The organism is Clostridium sp. DL1XJH146, from assembly GCF_054819755.1.
Genome location: NZ_JBTVVN010000001.1, coordinates 118,462 through 139,286, shown reverse-complemented (window position 1 = coordinate 139,286; position 20,825 = coordinate 118,462). Strand labels below are relative to the sequence as shown.

Here is a 20,825-nt window from a genome sequence, read left to right as displayed (position 1 = left end):
ATGATAGTATTAAACAAAAGTTGTAAAAAAAATATTGAAGATAAAACTTATATTGCTTTAGGAAGTTTTGATGGATTACATATTGGTCATTTAGAATTAATAAATAAAACTATCAAATTGGCAAAAGATAATAGAGCAAAGAGTGCTGTATTTACTTTTGATAATCATCCTTTATCTATTATTAATAAAGACATGGTGCCAAAACTCTTGCTGGATAATACTCTGAAAGAAGAACTATTAAAAAAACTTCAGTTAGATTATCTAGTGTATAAAGAATTCGACGAAGAACTTATGAAGATGACTCCTGAAGAATTTATTTATTATCTTATAAAGAATTATAATCCTAATGGTTTCATTGTTGGATTTAACTATAGATTTGGATTTAAAAATCTAGGAGATAATAACCTCTTGCAAAATATATGTGATTCTGAAAAAATTGATTTATATATAATTAATCCAGTAAAATGCAACGAAGAAATTGTAAGTAGTTCAAAAATTAGATCATTAATAAAAGAAGGAAATCTAAAAAAAGCTAATACATTTTTGTCTAGGCCCTATACATTAATAGGACATGTAATTAGTGGCAATCAAGTTGGTAGAACAATTAATTTTCCCACTATAAATCTAGATTATAATAAAAAATTTTTAGTTCCTAGAGGTGGAGTATATTTAACGATTGTTGAATATAATAAAATCAAGTATAAGGGAATTACAAATATAGGGTATAATCCTACAATCAAAGGTAATAAATTTAGTATAGAAACTCATATTTTAGATTTTGATAAAACAATATATGGAGAAAAAGTTAGAATATCTTTTATTCAAAGAATTAGAGATGAGAAAAAATTTAATTCTTTAAAGGAGCTTTCTTTTCAGATAAAAAATGACAAAGAATTTGCTTTAAGCAAGAAAATTGAAAATTTATGATAAAATAATTTACATTTTATATTAATTTTGATATAATTGTTTTGCGAGCCATATTCTATGAAATCCGATTTGCATACGGTATTCTTGGAATATAGGTGATTTAATTTGGAGGTGTATATATGCTAAGAGAAAGAAAAGACGAATTAATCAAAGAATATGCAACACATGAAGGAGATACAGGTTCTCCTGAGGTTCAGATTGCATTACTTACTGAAAGAATCAACCAATTAAATGAACATTTAAAAGTTCATAAGAAAGATCATCACTCTAGAAGAGGACTTCTAATGATGGTTGGTAAAAGAAGAGGACTTTTAAACTACTTAAAGAAGCAAGATATCGAAAGATATCGTTCATTAATTAAGAGATTAGGCTTAAGAAAGTAGTTGTGATAGAGCGGACTAGTACCGCTCTATTATTTTATATCTTTGTTTTATATTTTAAAGTAATTTGGTAATAATTAATAATGTAATGTTTGAAAGGAGGAAATAGTATGAGTCAAGTATTTGAAATGGAAATAGCCGGAAGAATGCTTCGTGGAGAGATTGGTAAAATCGGTATGCTGTCTGATTGTGCTTTGATGATTAGTTATGGTGAAACTGAAATACTAATTAACGCAAATGCATCTTCTGAGCCTAGAGCGGGAATAGACTTTTTCCCATTAAGTATTGAATATCAAGAAAGGTTATATGCAGTTGGTAAAATCCCAGGGGGATTTATAAAGAGAGAGGGAAGGCCGTCAGATCAATCAATATTGAATGCAAGAGCAATTGATAGACCATTAAGACCACTTTTCCCTAAAGGATATAGAAATGATGTACAGATAGTATGTACTGTAGTATCAGTTGATCATGATAATGCACCTAATATACTAGCTATGAACGGTGCTTCAATGGCACTATGTTTATCTAGTATACCATTTACCGATGCAGTAGGAACTGTTTTAGTAGGTTTGATAGATGGTGAGTTTATACTTAATCCAACATCAGAACAAAGAGCAGAGAGCAAATTAAGCCTTACTGTTTGTGCAACAAAAGAAAGGGTTATGATGATTGAAGCTGGTGGAGATGAAATACCAGAAGATATAATGATAGAAGCAATAAATTTTGCAACTGAAGAGTGTAAAAAAATTGCTTTGTTCCAAGAAGAAATAATGAAAAAGTTTGGTAAAGAGAAAAAAACATTTGAAACACCAAAATCAAATGAAGCAATCTTAGAAGAAGTTAAAGTATTTGCATTTGATGATTTGAAAGACGCGATGTATACAATTGATAAAGATGAAAGAAACTTAAAATTAAACTTAATCAATGAAAAAATAGCAGAAGAATTTTTCGAAAAATATCCAGAAAGTATTTCTGATATCAATGAGTCTGTATACACTATAAGAAAAAAAATCGTAAGAAATATGGTTCTTTCTGAGAACAGAAGACCTGATGGTAGAGGTTTTGAAGAAGTTAGACCTTTAAGCTCAGAAGTTAACTTATTATCTAGAACTCATGGTAGTGGTTTGTTTACAAGAGGATTAACACAAGTCATGACTATAGCAACTTTAGGTGCTATGAGAGAAATACAGATAATTGATGGTTTACAAGAAGAAACATCAAAGAGATATATGCATCACTATAATTTCCCTTCTTACAGTGTTGGTGAAGTTAGACCAATGAGAGGTCCGAACAGAAGAGAAATTGGTCATGGTGCATTAGCTGAAAAAGCTCTTGAGCCATTGATACCAAGTGAAACAGATTTTCCATATGCTATAAGACTTGTATCAGAGGTTGTTAGCTCTAATGGTTCAACTTCACAAGCAAGTGTTTGTGCTAGTACTCTTGCACTAATGGATGCTGGTGTTCCAATTAAAAGACCTGCTGCTGGTATTGCAATGGGATTGGTTACAAATGAAGACCTAACTCAAGAAGAAGTGTTAACTGATATACAGGGATTAGAAGATTTCTTTGGAGACATGGACTTTAAAGTAGCAGGTACATCAGAAGGAATAACTGCTATACAAGTTGATACTAAAATCAAAGGGATGTCTCCTTATGTAATAGAAACTGCTATTAGAAAAGCTCGTATAGCTAGAATGCAAATTTTAGATGTTATGACAGCATGTATATCTCAGCCAAGAGAAGAATTGTCAAAATATGCACCAAAAGTTTATACTATTAACATTAAACCTAGCAAAATTAAAGATGTTATTGGTGCTGGTGGAAAGACAATTAATAAAATTATTGAAGAAACTAATGTAAAAATAGATATTAATGATGATGGTTCTGTTTTCATTCTTGCTGAGAATGCAGAGAATGGAAAAAAAGCATTAGAATTAATTGATTTTTATACTAAGGATGTTGAAGTTGGAAAGATATACTTAGGCAAAGTTACTAAGATAATGAATTTTGGAGCTTTCGTTCAAATTTTACCAGGCAAAGAAGGTTTAGTTCATATATCTAAATTAGATAAAGAGAGAGTTAAAAAGGTAGAGGATGTTGTTAATATAGGAGATGAAATTTTAGTTAAAGTAACTGAAATAGATAACTCCGGCAGAATAAACCTTTCAAGAAAAGATGCAATTATTGATGGGGAAAAAAGTAATACAGAAGATGACAAATAAAAAGGCTCTTGTGCCTTTTTATTTTGCCTAAAATTATACTTATTTTATGTCACTCTAGTCATATTGACTAAATTAATTTAATAAAATAATTTTAGGCGATGTATTAATATTAATTAATATATCAGCAAAGAAAAGGGAGGTATTTATTATGGAAGATTACATAAAATATTATTCTGATATAGAAAGGTACGAAATAATTAATATTAATGATGGAGAAAAATATAATTTTTTAATGAATAATGATATAATAGTTGATGAAGATGGTTCATTTAAATTTTTAATTATAGGAGAAACCAAAACATCATTTTCTTTTTTTAAAAACAATACTTATATTGAATTACCGTGGGAAAATATAAAAAAAATTGGAAGCAGTACTATAATAGTTGATTTTGATAAAAATGATGCTAAACAATTTACAAAAAAAGAATAGAATAATATTATGACATTTAATTTATTGGAGGATTATTATGAACATGATAGTTCAAAAATTTGGAGGAACATCCGTAGCAAGTAAAATTAGTAGAAAATGTGTTGTTTCAAAAATAGTTGAGGCTAAAAAGAATGGATTTGCTCCTATTGTTGTTGTTTCAGCAATGGGAAGAAAAGGCCAACCTTACGCAACAGATTCCCTATTATCTATGCTATCTACTGATTTTAAAAAGAAAAATCTATTAGCTACAGATTTATTAATGAGTTGTGGTGAAATTATTAGCACATGCGTTTTATGTAATGAACTTGCTGAATATAACATTCAGGCAGTGCCTCTTACTGGTGGACAGGCAGGAATTCTTACAGATGATAATTTTTCTGAGGCGTCCATTAAAGAAATCAGACCAGAAAAACTATTAGAAATTATTGATCAAGGAAAAATTCCTGTTGTTGCAGGATTTCAAGGGGCAAGTGATGAAGGCTATTTTACAACTTTAGGTAGAGGTGGAAGTGATGTAACAGCATCTTTATTAGGGGTAGGAGTAAAAGCTCATAGTATAGAGATTTACACCGATGTAGATGGAATAATGACTGCAGATCCTCGTATTGTAAAATCAGCAGCACTTATTAAAGAAATTAGTTACAATGAAGTATTCCAACTTGCAGAACAGGGTGCGAAAGTTATTCACCCAAGAGCAGTTGAAATAGCAATGAGAGGTAACGTACCTTTATTAATTAAAAATACTATGAGTGATAGTACGGGCACTACTATTAATGTTTCAGGTTCTTTAAACAGTAAGAATGTTATTACTGGAATAACTTATATGTCCAATAGAACACAAATAAGGATTAAAATGTTTGAAAATATTAAAAACCCTAATTACAGTAAAGTTTTCTCTGTTCTAGCAGATAATAATATCAGCATCGACTTAATCAATGTTATTCCAAATGAAAATATTTTCACAATAGACGATGCTCAATTTGATGAATTTTATTCTCTAATGAATAATTTAAAAATAAAATTTTCATTTATTAATAATTGTAGCAAAATTGCTATTATAGGCAGTAGAATGAGAGGTATACCTGGCGTGATGGCTAAAATTGTATTAGCACTTACAAAAGAGAATGTCGAAATATTACAAACAGCTGATTCTCATACAACAATTTGGTGTTTAGTAAAAAAAGAGAACACTAAGAAATCAATTAATTCTCTTCATAAAGAATTTTGTATAGATAAATAAAATTTTTTATTATGTATATCTTATCTTTTCTTTGAAATAATATTATTAGAAAGAAAGGAGAGATTTTATGAAGGATGATAAAACTGAAAATAAAGAATTAGAAAATATTAAAGAATTAGGTGTTTCAAGTATCCCTGAAAATACAAGGAATTATTATGTATTACCTATAATTGGCCAAATCGAGGGGCACAATGTGCTTCCACCACAGTCTAAAACTACAAAATATGAGCATGTAATACCTCAATTAGTAGATATACAATCTAATGAGCAGTTAAAAGGTGTTTTAATAGTTTTAAATACTGTAGGTGGTGATGTAGAAGCGGGTTTAGCAATTTCAGAAATGATAAAAAGTCTAAACAAACCTACCGTTTCGTTAGTAATTGGTGGAGGGCATTCTATTGGTGTTCCACTAGCAACTTGCGCAGATTACTCATTTATATCACCATCTGCTACAATGATAATTCATCCAATTCGAATGAATGGCTTAATAATAGGCATTCCTCAAACCTTTGAATATTTTAGAAAAATGCAGGAAAGAATTAATGAATTTATATTACGAACATCAAAGGTAGATAAAAACACATTAAATAAATTAATGCTTCAATCTGATGAGCTTCTTAATGATACGGGTACAATTCTTATAGGAAATCAAGCTGTAGAATATGGATTAATAGATTCTGTTGGAGGAATAAGTGAGGCCATTAATAAGCTTAATGAATTAATAGAAGAAAACACTAATAGCTAAAGTTAATTACTTTAGCTAATTTTTCTTTAAAGGAAAATAGAAATATATGTAGAAGTATTTTAAAGGGGTGATTTGATGGCTAAAAAAGCGAATATTCAAAGAAACACAAAAACCAAAAAAACTAACTCTGATATAAAAGGAATAATTTATATAACAATAGGAATTTTAATGCTTCTTAGCATATTTTTTTCTAATGCTTCTGGTGCTTTTGGTGAAATGACATACAGAGTTTTATTCTCTCTTCTTGGTTTTGCAGCATTTATAGTTCCTTTTATACTTATATTCACAGGATTCATTATAATACTAAAAAAAGGCAAGGTAAAATTTAGTCGTAGATTTTATGGGTTGATAACCGTTATTTTAAATAGTATGTTGTTTTTTCAAATGGTTAATGTAAATGAGTATTATACAAAAGGGGATATTTTAAATGGAATTATAAAAATGTATAATTTTAAAACTGTATTCACTGGAGGGATACTTGGGTATCTTATTGATATTCCATTATACAATATGTTTGGTCAGATAGGGTCTTATATTGTTTTTGTTGCTATTTACTTTATAAGCATTATTTTAATTTTTGAAATTTCTCTACATAACCTACTTAACAATTATTATTCAAAAGTAAAACAAAAAAGAGAAGAAAGTAAAAACGATAAGAAAATTATAGTTAATGAATCTGATAAAAAAGAAGATGGGAAAAACTATATTGACAATATTAATAAGAAAATTAAAATATTAGATTTTCTAAAATCTGAAAAAGGAGAAAAAATTAATAACCCCATAAAAGAAAAAGAAATTCCTGAATTTAATGATATAGTAGTAAATGAAGTAGCTTCTGAAAAAATAAGTATAATAGACCAACCTCAAATGGAAATAAAAAAAGTTGATATAGCAGAAGATTCTATTAACGTAAATAAAGAAATACATTCAAACTATTCTAATAATAAAACTAACTATTCATTTCCACCTATTGATTTACTTAAATTTAATCCATTTAGTAAAAATCAAAAGAGTGATAAACGAGAACTTATTGGAAATGCTAATAAACTAGAGAAAACACTAGAAAGTTTTGGTGTAAAGGCAAAGGTACTACAAGTAACAAAAGGACCCTCAGTTACTCGATTTGAGATACAACCAAGTATAGGAGTTAAGGTTAGTAAAATTGTAAATTTAGCAGACGATATTTCGTTAAGTTTAGCAGCTTCCTCTGTAAGGATAGAAGCACCTATCCCTGGTAAAAGTGCTGTGGGCATAGAAATTCCAAACAAAGAAGTTTCACCAGTTACCCTAAGGGAAGTAATAGATTCTGAGGAATTTAAAGACTCTATTTATAACGCTACTATTGGACTTGGAAAAGATATTGGTGGAAAATGTATAGTTTCAGATTTAAGTAAAATGCCACATTTATTAATAGCTGGAGCAACAGGGTCAGGAAAAAGTGTTTGTATTAATAGTCTTATTATTAGTCTATTATACAAATATACCCCGGAAGATATTAAGCTACTACTAGTAGATCCCAAAGTAGTTGAGCTAAATGTCTACAATGGAATTCCACATCTTTTAATTCCAGTTGTTACAAATCCTAAAAAAGCTTCTGGGGCACTTCATTGGGCAGTAAAAGAAATGACTAGAAGATATCAGATGTTTGCTGATAATAATGTAAGAAATATTGAAGGTTATAATGAACTATATTTAAGAGAAATGGTGAATGAAAAGCTTCCCTGGATTGTTATAATTATAGATGAACTTGCTGATTTAATGATGGTATGTGCATCAGAAGTGGAAGAATCTATAGGACGACTTGCACAAATGGCTAGAGCTGCTGGCATGCATTTAGTTATTGCTACACAACGTCCATCAGTTGATGTTATAACAGGTGTAATAAAAGCTAATATTCCATCGAGAATTTCTTTCGCAGTTTCTAGTAGTATAGATTCAAGAACAATTTTAGATACATCTGGTGCAGAAAAGTTGCTAGGTAAAGGTGATATGTTATTTTACCCTGTTGGTGCTTCAAAACCTATTAGAATTCAAGGGGCATTCATTTCAGAAGATGAAGTAGAAAAAATAGTTAAGTATATTAAAAATAGTCATGATGATACTAAATATGAAGAAGATATTATAGAAGAAATTAATGATAATATAGATAAATCCACATCAGACCAAGATGAATTAATAGATGAAGCTATCAAAATTTCTATCGATTTAGGACAAGCATCTACATCTTTATTACAAAGGAAACTAAGGATTGGATATAACAGAGCTGCAAGGATCATAGATCAAATGGAGGAAAATGGTGTTATATCAGGTAAAAACGGTAGCAAACCTAGACAAGTGTTGCTGGATAGATACGAAAAATAATTATTGTGCTTTAAAGTAATTTGTATTAAAATTAATGTTGACTTAAAAATAAGGAGGTACTTTTGTGACAGAGATAAACGTAGGATTAATAAGCTTAGGTTGCGATAAAAACAGAATAGATTCAGAGATAATGCTTGGTAATTTAAGCAATTATTTTAATATAGTAGACGATTTAGAAGAATCTGATGTTATTATAATTAATACATGTGGTTTTATAGAAGAAGCAAAGCAAGAATCTATAAATACTATTTTGCAAATGGCTACTTACAAAAAAAAGAAATGCAAATTATTAATAGCTACCGGATGTCTTACACAAAGATATTCAGAAGATTTAGAAGAATTGTTACCAGAAGTTGATATAATGTTAGGTGTAAATAATTATGATGACATCAAAAAAGAAATTATGGCTCATTTTGGCGATAATAAGCATATATTAAAATGCGACTACAGTGATGATAATATTAATAGTGGCGAAAGGATTTTAACTACACCGAGTTATTATGCATATTTAAGAATTTCTGAAGGCTGCGATAATAATTGTACTTATTGTGCTATTCCTAAAATACGTGGTAGATATAGAAGCAGACATATGGATAAAATTATTCAAGAAGCGGAAATTTTAGCGTCTAAGGGTGTTAAGGAGTTGATTATAGTTGCTCAAAACACTACTAATTACGGGGTAGATATTGATGGAGAAAAAACTCTACATATTCTTATGAATAAATTATCAAAAATTGTTGGAATTAAATGGATTCGATTAATGTATTGTTATCCAGAAGAGATTTATGATAAATTAATTGAAGAAATACGAATGAACAATAGAATCTGTAAGTATTTAGATTTACCTATACAACATGTCAGTGATAAAATATTGAAGAAGATGAATAGAAGAACATCAAAGGAAATTCTATTAAATAAATTAAATACATTAAGAGAGAGAATACCTGGTGTTATAATTAGGACTTCCCTTATTGTAGGATTTCCGGGTGAAGAAGAAGAAGATTTTATTGAATTATTAAAATTCTTAAAAGAATATAAACTTGACCATGTAGGTGTATTTAAATATTCTAAAGAAGAAGGAACGGCGGCGGCTATGTTGCCAGAACAGATAGCTGAAAACATAAAGGAAGAAAGATATAATGAATTAATGAAAATTCAACAAAAAATATCTCGGAAAAATAATAGAGAAAAAATAGGTTCCATCTATAATGTATTAGTAGAAGAAAAAAGAAAAAATGAATATACTGGTAGATATTATGGATTTGCCCCTGAAGTTGATGGTGAAATTATATTTAATTGTGGTAGAATGTTAAGTATAGGAGATTTTATAGATGTTAAAATTTCTGATTCACTTGAATATGATTTGATAGGAGATGTATGTGATGAATCTTGCAAATAAACTAACAATTTTAAGAATTTTACTAGTACCTATTTTTTTAGTTTTTATGTCAGTTAACTTTACAACTAATATCGGTGTTATTATTGCAACTGTAATTTTTATTTTGGCTTCAATTACAGATAAACTAGATGGTTATATAGCTAGAAGCAGAAATCAAGTTACTTCATTTGGTAAATTTTTAGATCCCTTAGCGGATAAATTACTTGTCACTTCAGCATTAGTAACTCTTGTAGAACTTGGAAGTATACCTGCATGGTTTTGCATGATAATTATTGCTAGAGAGTTTGCGGTAACAGGGTTAAGAACTATAGCTGCAGCTGAAGGGGTTGTAATTGCTGCAAGCAAATGGGGTAAACTTAAAACAGTTATTCAAATTGTTGCAATAATTTCAGCATTAATAAATCTAATAATGTCAAATAGATTTTTAGATATATTTACATATTGCTCTTTAGTCGCTGCTTTAATTATAACTATAATATCTGGTATTGACTATTTTGTGAAAAATAAAAATACTATTTCATTTAAATAAAGTATTAAATCTATTTATGATGTCAATAATTACTAATAAGTTCCTGCAAAATAATTCACTAGGAACTTATTAATGGTTGACATCTATTTTTAATTAGGATATAATCAAAATAGAACGTTAGTTCGTGGAGAGGTTGGTGTAATAATGGTTAAAGTGAATAATGAAAAAATGAAAGCACTTCAAGCAGCTATGAGTCAAATTGACAAGCAATTTGGTAAAGGGTCAGTAATGAAATTAGGAGATCAGCCCATAGCTAATATTGAATCAATTCCTACTGGAAGTTTATCACTTGATATTGCATTAGGAATCGGTGGAATACCTAGAGGCAGAATTATAGAAATATACGGACCAGAGTCATCTGGTAAAACAACCGTTGCATTACATATGGCAGCAGAAGCTCAAAAAATGGGAGGAACTGCAGCTTTTATAGATGCTGAACATGCATTGGATCCGGTTTACGCAAAAGCATTAGGCGTTGATATTGATAATCTAATAGTTTCTCAACCAGACACTGGTGAGCAAGCTTTAGAAATATGTGAAGCACTTATTAGATCAGGGGCAATTGATATTATTGTTGTGGATTCAGTAGCCGCGTTGGTACCAAAAGCTGAAATCGAAGGTGAAATGGGCGATTCTCACGTTGGATTACAAGCAAGACTTATGTCTCAAGCGTTGAGAAAACTTACGGGTGCTATCAATAAGTCAAATTGTTCTACGATTTTTATAAATCAATTAAGAGAAAAAGTGGGTATTATGTTTGGTAATCCAGAAGTAACTCCAGGAGGAAGAGCTCTTAAATTTTATTCTTCTGTTAGACTTGATGTAAGAAGAATTGATAGTATAAAGCAGGGAGATCAATTTTTAGGTAATAGAACAAAGGTTAAAGTAGTTAAAAATAAAGTAGCTCCACCATTCAAAATTGCGGAATTTGATATTATGTATGGTGAAGGAATTTCTTATGAAGGTAATGTACTGGATGTAGGTGTAAAAGAGGGTATCATTCAAAAAAGTGGTTCATGGTTTTCATATAATGAAACAAGGTTAGGTCAAGGTAGGGAGAATGTTAAAAGTTTCTTTAGTGAAAATAAAAATGTCCTTTCAGAAATTGATGCTAAAATACGTGAAAACTTCAATTTAACACCACTTATAGTTAATAGCGAAACAAAAGTAAAAAAAGAAAAACCAGAAGAGAATACTAGTGTATAACAAAAACGTAGGGAAACCTACGTTTTTGTTAACTTGACATAATCTAAAAAGTGAAGTAAAATAATATTAATTTCTGATTTAACAATGAAATCAATATTTCTACAAATATTACACCTTTAGAGTTTCTAGGCGATTTTTGCAATTTTGCGGTATACTTGGAGGTGTATAAAATGATTGGAACAGTGTTTTATATAGTATTAATTATTTGTTTACTATTAGTAAGTTTGTTTGTTGTTGTATATATCAGAAAGAATATAGCTCAATCTAAGATAGCAGAAGCTGAGAAAACTGCTAAAACAATTGTCATTGATGCTGAAAAAGAAGCAAAATCAAAGAAAAAGGAAGCAATCATTGAGTCCAAAGAAGAGCTTCATAAGTTAAGGAATGATTTTGAGCGTGATCAAAGAGAAAGAAGAAATGAAATTCAAAGAATGGAAAGAAGAATAATTCAAAGAGAAGAAACTCTAGATAAAAAATCTGATCTTGTAGAAAAGAAAGAAGAAAATCTTGTTAAAAAAAATCAAGAATTAAAAGAAAAAGAGGCTTCTATCGAAGAGTTACATTCTCAGAAAAGATTAGAACTTGAAAAAATATCAGGATTAACTTCTAACCAAGCTAAAAACTTATTACTTGAGGAAATCGAGAAAGAAGTAAAACATGATGCAGCTGTAATGATTAAGGATATTGAAACTAGAGCTAAGGAAGAAGCAAATAAAAAATCCAGAGAAATAGTTGCTTATGCTATACAGCGTTGTGCAGCAGATCATGTAACGGAAAGTACAGTACATGTAGTATCATTACCTAATGATGAAATGAAAGGTAGGATTATTGGTCGGGAAGGTAGAAATATCCGTGCCATAGAAACACTTACTGGAGTGGATTTGATAATTGATGATACTCCAGAGGCAGTAATTTTATCAAGTTTTGATCCTATAAGAAGAGAAACTGCTAGAATAGCCTTAGAGAAATTAATTATTGATGGCAGAATTCATCCTGCTAGAATAGAAGAAATGGTTGAAAAAGCTAAAATAGAAGTAGAAAACGATATAAAAGAAGAAGGCGAACAGGCTACGTTTGAGACTAGTGTTCATGGATTACATCAGGAATTAATAAGGCTACTAGGCAGATTGAAATACAGAACAAGTTATGGTCAAAATGTATTAAAACATTCAATCGAAGTTTCATATTTAGCTGGTTTGATGGCTTCTGAATTGGGAATGGACCCTTCTTTAGCAAAGAGAGCTGGACTACTTCATGATATAGGAAAAGCTGTTGATCATGAAATAGAAGGGCCACATGCACTTATTGGTGCTGATGTTGCAAAGAAATATCATGAGTCACCTAAAGTAGTAAATGCTATAGCTGCACACCATGGTGATGTAGATCAGCAATCTATTGAAGCAATTTTAGTTCAAGCAGCAGATGCTGTATCAGCAGCAAGGCCAGGCGCTAGAAGAGAAACACTAGAAACTTATATCAAGAGATTAGAAAAACTTGAAGAAATAGCAAATACATACGAAGGTGTAGATAAATCATTTGCTATTCAAGCAGGTAGAGAAGTAAGAATTATGGTTAAGCCGGATGTAGTTTCTGATGAAGAGTGTGTTCAAATTTCAAGAGATATTGTTAAAAAAATTGAACAAGAATTAGAATATCCTGGTCAAATAAAAGTAAATATAATCAGAGAAACAAGATATACTGAATATGCGAAATAAAAATAAATCCCTCAATAAAGAGGGATTTATTTTTTTATGTAGAATACATATATAAGAGTAATGTGAAAAATAATCCAATTATAATAAAAATAGGAGGTACAGTATGAATAAACTAAAAGTATCTGGAAAGTCTAATTGCAATTCTGTAGCAGGTGCAATTGCAGGTATAATCAAAGAAACTAACAGAGTAGAAATACAAGTGGTTGGAGCTGCAGCAATAAATCAAGCTATTAAATCTATAGCTGTTGCAAGGGGGTATTTGGCAGCAGGTGGTATTGATTTAATATTTACACCTGCTTTTACTGAAGTTATTATTAATAATGAAAAAAGAACTGCTATAAAGCTTATTGTTGAACCTAGAAGAAATTAAAATATTATAGAACAAAAGACTCTCAATGAGAGTCTTTTGTTCTGATATTACTTTTACTAACCAATAATATTATGTTCGCTCCGGCAATGCCGATAATTACATAAATTATTTTCTCGATTAATGGAATTATCCCAAACAGAAAATTCACAAAATTAAAAGAAAATAACCCTATAAGACCCCAATTAACTGCTCCTATTATGACTAGTACAAAGGATATCTTGTCCAAATTGCTTAATTTATACATACCTTCCCTCCAGTAAAATTATTTCTTACTAGATTATATAGTTCAAAGCTTAATAATATTACATAAAAGAACAAACGAATAAAATCTATGCAAAAGTTAATAACATATGTTATAATATGAATGTTCGTTAATTAGATTTTAATAATATATGTTACGGAGGACAATTATGGAAAAAAATACATATCAAACACCCCTAACAAGCAGATATGCTTCAAAAGAAATGTCTTATTTATTTTCACAAGATATGAAATTTAAGACTTGGAGAAAGTTATGGGTTGCTCTAGCGGAAAGTGAAATGGAACTAGGTTTAAATATTACTGAAGAACAAATAGAAGAACTGAAAGCTAATGCAGAAAATATTAATTACGCTGAAGCAGAAAAAAAAGAAAAAGAAATTAGACATGATGTTATGAGTCACGTTTATGCATATGGATTACAATGCCCAAATGCTAAAGGGATAATTCACTTAGGTGCAACAAGTTGTTATGTTGGAGATAATACTGATTTAATCATTATGAAAGAAGCGTTATTGTTAGTCAAAAGAAAATTAGTGAATATAATGATCAATTTGAAAAATTTCTCAATTAAGTACAAAGATTTACCTACTTTAGGATTTACGCATTTGCAACCAGCACAATTGACCACTGTTGGTAAAAGATCTTCTTTGTGGTTGCAGGATTTGGTACTAGATTATGAAAATCTCGAATTTTTATTGCATTCAATAAAACTCAGAGGGGTCAAAGGAACTACAGGAACTCAAGCAAGTTATTTAAAACTATTTGATGGAGATTCTGAAAAAGTGAAAGCTCTTGATAAGCTAGTAGCTTCAAAACTTTGTTTTAAAGACACTTATAGTGTTACGGGCCAAACTTACTCAAGAAAAATAGATTCTATAATTTTAAATACACTTTCTGAGATTGCACAAAGTGCATATAAATTTAGTAATGATTTAAGATTGCTTCAAAACATGAAGGAAATGGAAGAACCTTTTGGCAAAAAGCAGGTAGGTTCTTCTGCAATGGCATATAAGAGAAATCCTATGCGAAGCGAAAGAATAAGTGCACTTTCTAGGCATGTAATTATTAATGCTTTAAATCCAGCAATAACAGCCGGAACTCAATGGATGGAAAGAACGTTAGATGACTCTGCTAATAAGAGACTCTCTGTTTCAGAAGCTTTTCTTGCTCTAGATGGTGTATTAAATCTTTATATGAATATTACTGAAAATATGGTTGTGTATGAAAAAGTAATTCATACACACATAAATGCTGAACTCCCTTTTATGGCTACTGAGAACATCCTAATGGAAGCTGTTAAAAGAGGAGGGGACAGACAAGAGTTACACGAAAAGATAAGAGAGCATTCTATGGAGGCTGCAAGAGAAGTAAAAGTTAATGGCAACAAAAATGATTTAATTGAAAGAATTATTAATGATAAAGATTTTGATTTATCAAGACAAGATTTAAGCGAATTGCTGTTTGCTGATAACTTTATTGGTAGATCTTCTGAACAAGTTATTGAATTTATTTCAGATTCAGTAGATCCTATAATTGACGCTAACAAAGATATGATTGGTGTTAATTCTGAGGTTAATGTCTAAAACTAGCAAAAAAAGAATTAATACAGAAAAACATATGTCGATTTGTATAAAATTTAAAATTTCAAAATGTAGTTCAATAAGCAATGCTACATTTTGGAGTTTTTATTTTTATACATTTTAACAGAATTCATTTTTGTTTTTCAATATATCATTATACATTCTTTTGCGTTTTCTTTTGTTATTTCATTCAATGGATATTTTTGAATTCTAATTCTAATTTTAAATCTAGTAACTTTTTTATATGATTACCTTATTTACTTATTTACCAGTGGACTATCGATTTTCTAATTTTAAGTATTTAATACAACATATTCTTGACATATGGTTAAGATTTGTTTATTATATTCTTATGATTAAAGAATAAATGTGTGCATTTTTGCTAACTTTTATATTTTTTTGCGATTATTTATTTCGCTAAATGTATATTTAGCGAAATAAGCACCAAAACGAAAGGGGATAATATGAATTTTGAATATTTTACCATGAACGATGACGACCTCCCTAAGAATTTAAATGATTTTTTAAATTATTTAAGCACTATAAAAGGTAAATCACTAAATACTATTCAAGCTTATCGCTGGGATTTGATTTTATTTTTTAAATTTATGAAACTGTATAAAGGATGTATTGCAAAAGATACTCCTATCGAAAAAGTTATTATTTCCGATGTTGATGAAGAATTTATTAGAAGTATTAAATTAATGGATTTATATGCTTTTATTTCTTTTGTTGAGAACTACAGGTCTAATGGTAATTATGCAAAAGCAAGAAAAGTTTCATCATTGAAATCATTTTTTAAGTTTTTAAACGGTAAAGCTAAAATTATTTCAGAAAACCCTACTTTAGAGTTAGAGACACCAAAATTAGACAAACGTAATCCTATTTATTTAACTTTAGATGAAAGCAGAAAATTATTATCTTCTATAGATGGTCAAAATAAAGAAAGGGATTACTGTATAATCACACTATTTTTAAATTGTGGCCTAAGATTATCTGAACTTTGCAGCATAAATATTTCAAATATAAGAGGAGATATTTTAACTATAATTGGTAAAGGCAATAAAGAAAGAACTGTTTATTTAAATGAAGCGTGTATAAAATCTATAGATAATTATAGACTCCTTAGGGAAGCTGATTATGATAAGATCATAGATAAAGACGCGTTATTTATCAGCAGACGAGGTACACGAATAAATAAAAGAACAGTAGAATTGCTAGTTAAAAAATTTATTAAAAAAGCCGGATTAGATTATGAAAAATATACGCCTCACAAACTAAGACATACAGCTGCTACGCTTATGTATAAATATGGGAAAGTAGACATAAGAAGCCTTCAAAAAATATTAGGTCATGAAAATGTGTCTACTACCCAGATTTACACTCACGTAGATGACGAAACTTTAAGAGAAGCTGTTAAATCCAATCCACTTGGGAAAATCTTAGATTAGACAGTACTTAAAAAACAGTTAATAATTTAAACATATTTTAAATTATTAACTGTTTTTGTATATTCTTATTGATTTTCTTGATTTTCATCTTTTAATTTAATCAGTCCTGGAAAAACTTCATCAATGACATCAGAATATTTTTCTTTTTCTTTTAATATATTATCAAGCCCTTCAATATCATCGATAAATTCTTGTTTGAAATGACGGTTCTCATTTTTATTTTTACTATTATCAAATTCTTCGTTAAATTTCTTCATATCAAAGCCTTCAATAATATCATTTTGGAAATCATACTCTTCATATGTTTCTTCTATAGTTTCAATTTCATCAGCTTCTTCAGAAATTTCTGAAATATCAAAGGCTTTGCTAATAAACTCCCCTTTTTCTATTCTTGTTGTTAAATCATCAATAATTTCTTTCTTATCTCTTGTAAAGCCTTCTTCAAAATTCTTATTATTATTTTTAGATTTACTCATTCTTATACCCTTTCCCTACTTACTATATTTAAATTATCTATAATAATTATAAAAATAATTATAACAGTTTATTATTATATTATCAAACATTTGTTGGACAAGAACATAAGTTTGATATTGATTTTAATTTATGATATAATCCAATTAGAGAATAGGAGGCATAATATGTATAAAGGAAAATCAAATAAACAAAATGAGATTTATGAATACATAAGATTACATTTAATGGAGAAAGGTTATCCGCCAACAGTAAGGGAAATATGTGCTTATGTGGGTTTGAAATCTACATCCACAGTGCATGGTCACCTATCACGATTAGAAAAAAAGGGACTTATCAAAAGGGACCCATCTAAACCAAGAGCAATTGAACTAATTGATGGTTTGCATCGAAATTCTGAATTGATTGATATACCAGTAATAGGAAAAGTAACTGCTGGAGAGCCTATACTAGCTGTTGAAAATATAGAAGATACCTTTTCAATACCAGGCCATTATGTTAAAAATGTAAATAAATTGTATGTACTAAATATACAAGGAAATTCAATGATTGAAGCAGGTATACACGATAGTGATCTTGCTATAATCGAAAAAGTTAACGATGCTAAAAATGGTGATATAGTAGTTGCATTAATTGAAAATGAAGCAACTATTAAAAGATTCTTCAAAGAAGAAAATCACATAAGATTGCAGCCTGAAAACTCATCTATGGAACCTATAATTGTTGATGACTGCATGATTTTAGGAGTATTAGTTGGTTTATATAGAAAATATTAAATTTATAAGCAATTAATATTTCTTTATTAGTAAACTGTACAAGTAAATTCAAAGACAATAAAAACGCTTCTGTTAGCCAGAAGCGTTTTTAATTTAATATTTATAATTAAATTCTGTTTTTTATAAACATTTTAGACAGTGCTATCATAATCCCTATTTTAACATGGTCAAAAGTCAGTCCACCTTGTATATATCCTATATATGGTTCTTTTATTGGCGCATCTGCTGATAATTCTATAGATGAACCTTGTATAAATGCTCCTGCAGCCATTATAACTTTATCTTCATAGCCTGGCATATCCCAAGGTTCACATTCAACAAACGAATCTATTGGAGAACCTGCTTGAATTCCCTTACAGAATTGAATAAGTAATTCTTCATTATTGAATTTAACCGCTTGGATAATATCACTTCTTTTTTCAGAATAATTAGGTAAAACTTCAAAACCAGCTAATTCCATTATTCTAGCAGCATATACAGCGCCTTTTAATGCTTCTGTTGCAATATGAGGTGCCAAAAACAACCCTTGAAACATAGTTCTCATCAATCCGAATGTGGCACCACACTCCCCTCCTATTCCAGGTATAGACATTCTATAAGAAGCTTTATCTACCAAATCTTTTCTACCTACAATATATCCCCCAGACGGTGAAATACCACCACCTATATTTTTAATTAATGAACCAGCCATTAAATCTGCGCCAACCTCCGTTGGTTCTTTGTAATCTATAAATTCGCCGTAACAGTTATCGATAAAAATAATAGCGTTATTATTTATTTTTTTTATTTTTGGAATAATAGCTTGAATTGACTCTATTAAAATACATTTTCTCCATGCATACCCTGCTGATCTTTGTATATGTACTATTTTTATTGTATCATCTTTAGCTATTTCTTCTAAAATAGATAGCTCATCAAAACTTGAATCTTGGAGTAAATCTATTTGTTTATATTTGATTCCGTAATCTTTTAAAGACCCCATATCATCATTAGATTTATTTAAACCAATTACTTTATGCAATGTATCATAAGGAGTTCCACATATAGATAACATGGTATCTCCAGGTCTTAGATTGCCAAATAAAGCAGCACCTATTGCATGTGTACCGTTAACAAAATGCGGTCTTACAATTGCGCTCTCTGCGCGAAATATACGTGCATACACTTTATCAAGAGTATCTCTTCCGATATCATCGTAACCATAACCTGTTGAATTAGTGAAATGTGCATCACTTAATTTTTCTTCCTGAAATGCTTTTAATACTTTGTATTGATTAAATTCTCTAATATCGTCAATATAATGAAATTTATCAGCTATATCGGTCATAGTAGAGTTGTGTAATTGAAACACTTTATCCTGTATATTATAGGCCTCTTTTATATATAATTCCGTTAATTTATTCATATTATTCCTCCAAAGTGAAACTCGTTCAGTATTTTATCATATAGTACAACAATAAAAAAATAGGCAAACAGCCTATTTTTTTATCTTGAATTATTTTCATTTCTACTATTAACTTGATATAAAATAGGTTTACTTGGTGTAATGGTTGAAACAGCATGCTTGTAAATCATCATCTGCTTATCATCTACTTGAAGCATAATAATAAAGTTATCAAATCCTTTTACAACACCTTTTAATTGAAATCCATTTGTTAAATACACAGTGACAGAAACAAGGTTTTTTCTAGCATTATTCAAGAAAACATCTTGAAGATTTGTAGCTGATTTGTTCATATGATCATTCCCCTTTCATATATTCACTCCATTTTTGTACTTATTTCATTATTTTAGTAATTATTTATTTCTAATATGTGCTTAATTCATAATATTTGTTTTTTATAACTTTAACAATATCATTATCGTTGTTAAAATCATCCTTATCTATCCATATAGCTCTCTTTTCTTTTCTAAACCAGGTTAATTGTCTTTTAGCATAATTTCTGCTTCTTTTTTTTATAAGCTCAATAGTTTCATCAAAACCTAATTCCCCATTTGTATAGTATATCATTTCTTTGTATCCGATGCCTTGCATTGATTGCATATCAGGAGTACAACCCATCTTTTTGAGCTCCTTAATCTCATTAAGTAATCCATTATTAATCATAATGTCTACCCTACTATTTATTCTCGTATATAGAGTTTTACGATCCATATTTAAAACAAAATAGTAAACATTATAAGGAATATCATAGATGTCCTGTTCCTTATAAAATTGTGATATTGGTTTATTCGTTAGTTTATATACTTCTAAAGACCTAATAACTCTCTTCAAATCATTAGCATTTAATTTATTATAAGATTCTTCATCAACTGTTTTTAATAAATTATGAACATAGTCTTTTCCAAATTCCTCTGCCTTTTGTTTTAATTCTTCCCTGTACAACTCATCTTTATATGTGTTAGCAAATTCTAAGTTTAATACAAGAGAGTCAATATAAAATCCTGTACCACCAACGATGATAGGTACTTTACCTTTAGAATATATTTCTTCTATTGCAGCTGTTGCTATTCTTTTAAATGCTGCTACACTAAATTCTTCCAGTGGGTTTATTATATCAATCAAATGATGAGTAACTCCATCCATTTCTTCTTTTGTTATTTTAGCCGATCCAATATCCATAGATTTGTATATTTGCATGGAATCAGCTGAAATAATCTCACCATTTAATTCTTTAGCTAGTTTAATAGATATTTCAGTTTTCCCTACAGCTGTTGGTCCAGTAAGAATAATTAAGTCTTTCTTCATTATTATC

Annotated in this window: 20 protein-coding genes; 15 read left to right on the top strand and 5 right to left on the bottom strand. The window is 29.4% G+C overall.

All coding sequences use genetic code 11. The features are described 5' to 3' along the window. The 12 genes from ACVHXK_RS00710 (at position 1) to ACVHXK_RS00655 (ending at position 13,527) form a co-directional block, all read left to right on the top strand. Entirely contained in the window at positions 1-927 is a 927-nt protein-coding gene (locus ACVHXK_RS00710; RefSeq protein ID WP_461204417.1) for a bifunctional riboflavin kinase/FAD synthetase, read from the top strand. Between the two features lie 119 nt (positions 928-1,046). Next, positions 1,047-1,310, top strand: a complete 264-nt coding sequence (rpsO, locus tag ACVHXK_RS00705; RefSeq protein ID WP_461204416.1) for a 30S ribosomal protein S15 — start codon at positions 1,047-1,049, stop codon at positions 1,308-1,310. Between the two features lie 107 nt (positions 1,311-1,417). Further along, positions 1,418-3,532: a polyribonucleotide nucleotidyltransferase gene (locus ACVHXK_RS00700; protein ID WP_461204415.1), complete on the top strand. Its 2,115-nt coding sequence runs from the start codon at positions 1,418-1,420 to the stop codon at positions 3,530-3,532. A 148-nt stretch (positions 3,533-3,680) separates the two neighbouring features. Further along, entirely contained in the window at positions 3,681-3,962 is a 282-nt protein-coding gene (locus ACVHXK_RS00695; RefSeq protein WP_461204414.1) for a YlmC/YmxH family sporulation protein, read from the top strand. 37 nt (positions 3,963-3,999) lie between these two features. Next, entirely contained in the window at positions 4,000-5,202 is a 1,203-nt protein-coding gene (dapG, locus tag ACVHXK_RS00690) for an aspartate kinase (RefSeq protein ID WP_461204413.1), read from the top strand. A 67-nt stretch (positions 5,203-5,269) separates the two neighbouring features. Further along, the gene (locus tag ACVHXK_RS00685; protein ID WP_461204412.1) at positions 5,270-5,947 is read left to right on the top strand and encodes a ClpP family protease; all 678 of its coding nucleotides are present in this window, start codon (positions 5,270-5,272) and stop codon (positions 5,945-5,947) included. Positions 5,948-6,022: 75 nt separating this feature from the next. After that, complete coding sequence (locus ACVHXK_RS00680) at positions 6,023-8,308, top strand: FtsK/SpoIIIE family DNA translocase (protein ID WP_461204411.1); 2,286 nt, start codon at positions 6,023-6,025, stop codon at positions 8,306-8,308. Positions 8,309-8,372: 64 nt separating this feature from the next. Beyond that, positions 8,373-9,707 (top strand): 30S ribosomal protein S12 methylthiotransferase RimO, encoded by a 1,335-nt coding sequence (gene rimO, locus ACVHXK_RS00675; protein WP_461204410.1) that lies wholly within the window; start codon positions 8,373-8,375, stop codon positions 9,705-9,707. After that, positions 9,691-10,236 carry a CDP-diacylglycerol--glycerol-3-phosphate 3-phosphatidyltransferase gene (pgsA, locus tag ACVHXK_RS00670; protein WP_461204409.1) on the top strand — a complete coding sequence of 182 codons (546 nt, stop codon included), beginning with the start codon at positions 9,691-9,693 and terminating at the stop codon, positions 10,234-10,236. Before rimO ends, pgsA begins: the two co-directional genes overlap by 17 nt. 153 nt (positions 10,237-10,389) lie before the next feature. Continuing rightward, positions 10,390-11,442 carry a recombinase RecA gene (recA, locus tag ACVHXK_RS00665; protein WP_461204584.1) on the top strand — a complete coding sequence of 351 codons (1,053 nt, stop codon included), beginning with the start codon at positions 10,390-10,392 and terminating at the stop codon, positions 11,440-11,442. 170 nt (positions 11,443-11,612) lie between these two features. Further along, entirely contained in the window at positions 11,613-13,157 is a 1,545-nt protein-coding gene (gene rny, locus ACVHXK_RS00660; protein ID WP_461204408.1) for a ribonuclease Y, read from the top strand. A 103-nt stretch (positions 13,158-13,260) separates the two neighbouring features. Continuing rightward, positions 13,261-13,527: a stage V sporulation protein S gene (locus ACVHXK_RS00655; RefSeq protein ID WP_461204407.1), complete on the top strand. Its 267-nt coding sequence runs from the start codon at positions 13,261-13,263 to the stop codon at positions 13,525-13,527. A gap of 22 nt (positions 13,528-13,549) precedes the next feature. On the opposite strand, the gene ACVHXK_RS00650 is transcribed toward ACVHXK_RS00655, so the two are convergent. Beyond that, on the bottom strand, positions 13,550-13,771 hold the full coding sequence (locus ACVHXK_RS00650; protein WP_461204406.1) for a DUF378 domain-containing protein: 222 nt from the start codon (positions 13,769-13,771) through the stop codon (positions 13,550-13,552). Positions 13,772-13,937: 166 nt separating this feature from the next. On the opposite strand from ACVHXK_RS00650, the gene purB reads away from it, so the two are divergent. Further along, on the top strand, positions 13,938-15,371 hold the full coding sequence (purB, locus tag ACVHXK_RS00645) for an adenylosuccinate lyase (RefSeq protein ID WP_461204405.1): 1,434 nt from the start codon (positions 13,938-13,940) through the stop codon (positions 15,369-15,371). A gap of 461 nt (positions 15,372-15,832) precedes the next feature. Next, the gene (locus tag ACVHXK_RS00640) at positions 15,833-16,819 is read left to right on the top strand and encodes a tyrosine recombinase XerC (protein WP_461204404.1); all 987 of its coding nucleotides are present in this window, start codon (positions 15,833-15,835) and stop codon (positions 16,817-16,819) included. A gap of 65 nt (positions 16,820-16,884) precedes the next feature. Here ACVHXK_RS00640 and ACVHXK_RS00635 read toward each other — a convergent pair whose 3' ends face one another. Continuing rightward, positions 16,885-17,295 carry a hypothetical protein gene (locus ACVHXK_RS00635; RefSeq protein WP_461204403.1) on the bottom strand — a complete coding sequence of 137 codons (411 nt, stop codon included), beginning with the start codon at positions 17,293-17,295 and terminating at the stop codon, positions 16,885-16,887. 165 nt (positions 17,296-17,460) lie between these two features. Between ACVHXK_RS00635 and lexA the strand changes: the two genes are divergently transcribed. Beyond that, on the top strand, positions 17,461-18,069 hold the full coding sequence (lexA, locus tag ACVHXK_RS00630) for a transcriptional repressor LexA (RefSeq protein WP_461204402.1): 609 nt from the start codon (positions 17,461-17,463) through the stop codon (positions 18,067-18,069). 106 nt (positions 18,070-18,175) lie between these two features. On the opposite strand, the gene ACVHXK_RS00625 is transcribed toward lexA, so the two are convergent. The 3 genes from ACVHXK_RS00625 to miaA form a co-directional block, all read right to left on the bottom strand. Then, positions 18,176-19,474 (bottom strand): methionine gamma-lyase family protein, encoded by a 1,299-nt coding sequence (locus tag ACVHXK_RS00625; protein ID WP_461204401.1) that lies wholly within the window; start codon positions 19,472-19,474, stop codon positions 18,176-18,178. Between the two features lie 80 nt (positions 19,475-19,554). Beyond that, the gene (gene hfq, locus ACVHXK_RS00620; protein WP_461204400.1) at positions 19,555-19,806 is read right to left on the bottom strand and encodes an RNA chaperone Hfq; all 252 of its coding nucleotides are present in this window, start codon (positions 19,804-19,806) and stop codon (positions 19,555-19,557) included. Positions 19,807-19,876: 70 nt separating this feature from the next. Further along, positions 19,877-20,818, bottom strand: coding sequence for a tRNA (adenosine(37)-N6)-dimethylallyltransferase MiaA (gene miaA / locus ACVHXK_RS00615; RefSeq protein ID WP_461204399.1), 942 nt, complete (start codon positions 20,816-20,818; stop codon positions 19,877-19,879). Positions 20,819-20,825 lie beyond the last annotated feature (7 nt).

What these genes read in the sequence shown, in the direction of transcription:
- ACVHXK_RS00685 (WP_461204412.1), top strand. Translation starts at nt 5,270, where the DNA reads ATGAAGGATGATAAAACTGAAAATAAAGAATTAGAAAATATTAAAGAA.
- ACVHXK_RS00655 (WP_461204407.1), top strand. Translation starts at nt 13,261, where the DNA reads ATGAATAAACTAAAAGTATCTGGAAAGTCTAATTGCAATTCTGTAGCA.
- miaA (WP_461204399.1), bottom strand. Translation starts at nt 20,818, where the DNA reads ATGAAGAAAGACTTAATTATTCTTACTGGACCAACAGCTGTAGGGAAA.
- rny (WP_461204408.1), top strand. Translation starts at nt 11,613, where the DNA reads ATGATTGGAACAGTGTTTTATATAGTATTAATTATTTGTTTACTATTA.
- hfq (WP_461204400.1), bottom strand. Translation starts at nt 19,806, where the DNA reads ATGAACAAATCAGCTACAAATCTTCAAGATGTTTTCTTGAATAATGCT.
- pgsA (WP_461204409.1), top strand. Translation starts at nt 9,691, where the DNA reads ATGAATCTTGCAAATAAACTAACAATTTTAAGAATTTTACTAGTACCT.
- ACVHXK_RS00680 (WP_461204411.1), top strand. Translation starts at nt 6,023, where the DNA reads ATGGCTAAAAAAGCGAATATTCAAAGAAACACAAAAACCAAAAAAACT.
- dapG (WP_461204413.1), top strand. Translation starts at nt 4,000, where the DNA reads ATGAACATGATAGTTCAAAAATTTGGAGGAACATCCGTAGCAAGTAAA.
- ACVHXK_RS00650 (WP_461204406.1), bottom strand. Translation starts at nt 13,771, where the DNA reads ATGTATAAATTAAGCAATTTGGACAAGATATCCTTTGTACTAGTCATA.
- ACVHXK_RS00625 (WP_461204401.1), bottom strand. Translation starts at nt 19,474, where the DNA reads ATGAATAAATTAACGGAATTATATATAAAAGAGGCCTATAATATACAG.
- ACVHXK_RS00695 (WP_461204414.1), top strand. Translation starts at nt 3,681, where the DNA reads ATGGAAGATTACATAAAATATTATTCTGATATAGAAAGGTACGAAATA.
- ACVHXK_RS00640 (WP_461204404.1), top strand. Translation starts at nt 15,833, where the DNA reads ATGAATTTTGAATATTTTACCATGAACGATGACGACCTCCCTAAGAAT.
- rpsO (WP_461204416.1), top strand. Translation starts at nt 1,047, where the DNA reads ATGCTAAGAGAAAGAAAAGACGAATTAATCAAAGAATATGCAACACAT.
- ACVHXK_RS00710 (WP_461204417.1), top strand. Translation starts at nt 1, where the DNA reads ATGATAGTATTAAACAAAAGTTGTAAAAAAAATATTGAAGATAAAACT.
- ACVHXK_RS00635 (WP_461204403.1), bottom strand. Translation starts at nt 17,295, where the DNA reads ATGAGTAAATCTAAAAATAATAATAAGAATTTTGAAGAAGGCTTTACA.
- purB (WP_461204405.1), top strand. Translation starts at nt 13,938, where the DNA reads ATGGAAAAAAATACATATCAAACACCCCTAACAAGCAGATATGCTTCA.
- lexA (WP_461204402.1), top strand. Translation starts at nt 17,461, where the DNA reads ATGTATAAAGGAAAATCAAATAAACAAAATGAGATTTATGAATACATA.
- ACVHXK_RS00700 (WP_461204415.1), top strand. Translation starts at nt 1,418, where the DNA reads ATGAGTCAAGTATTTGAAATGGAAATAGCCGGAAGAATGCTTCGTGGA.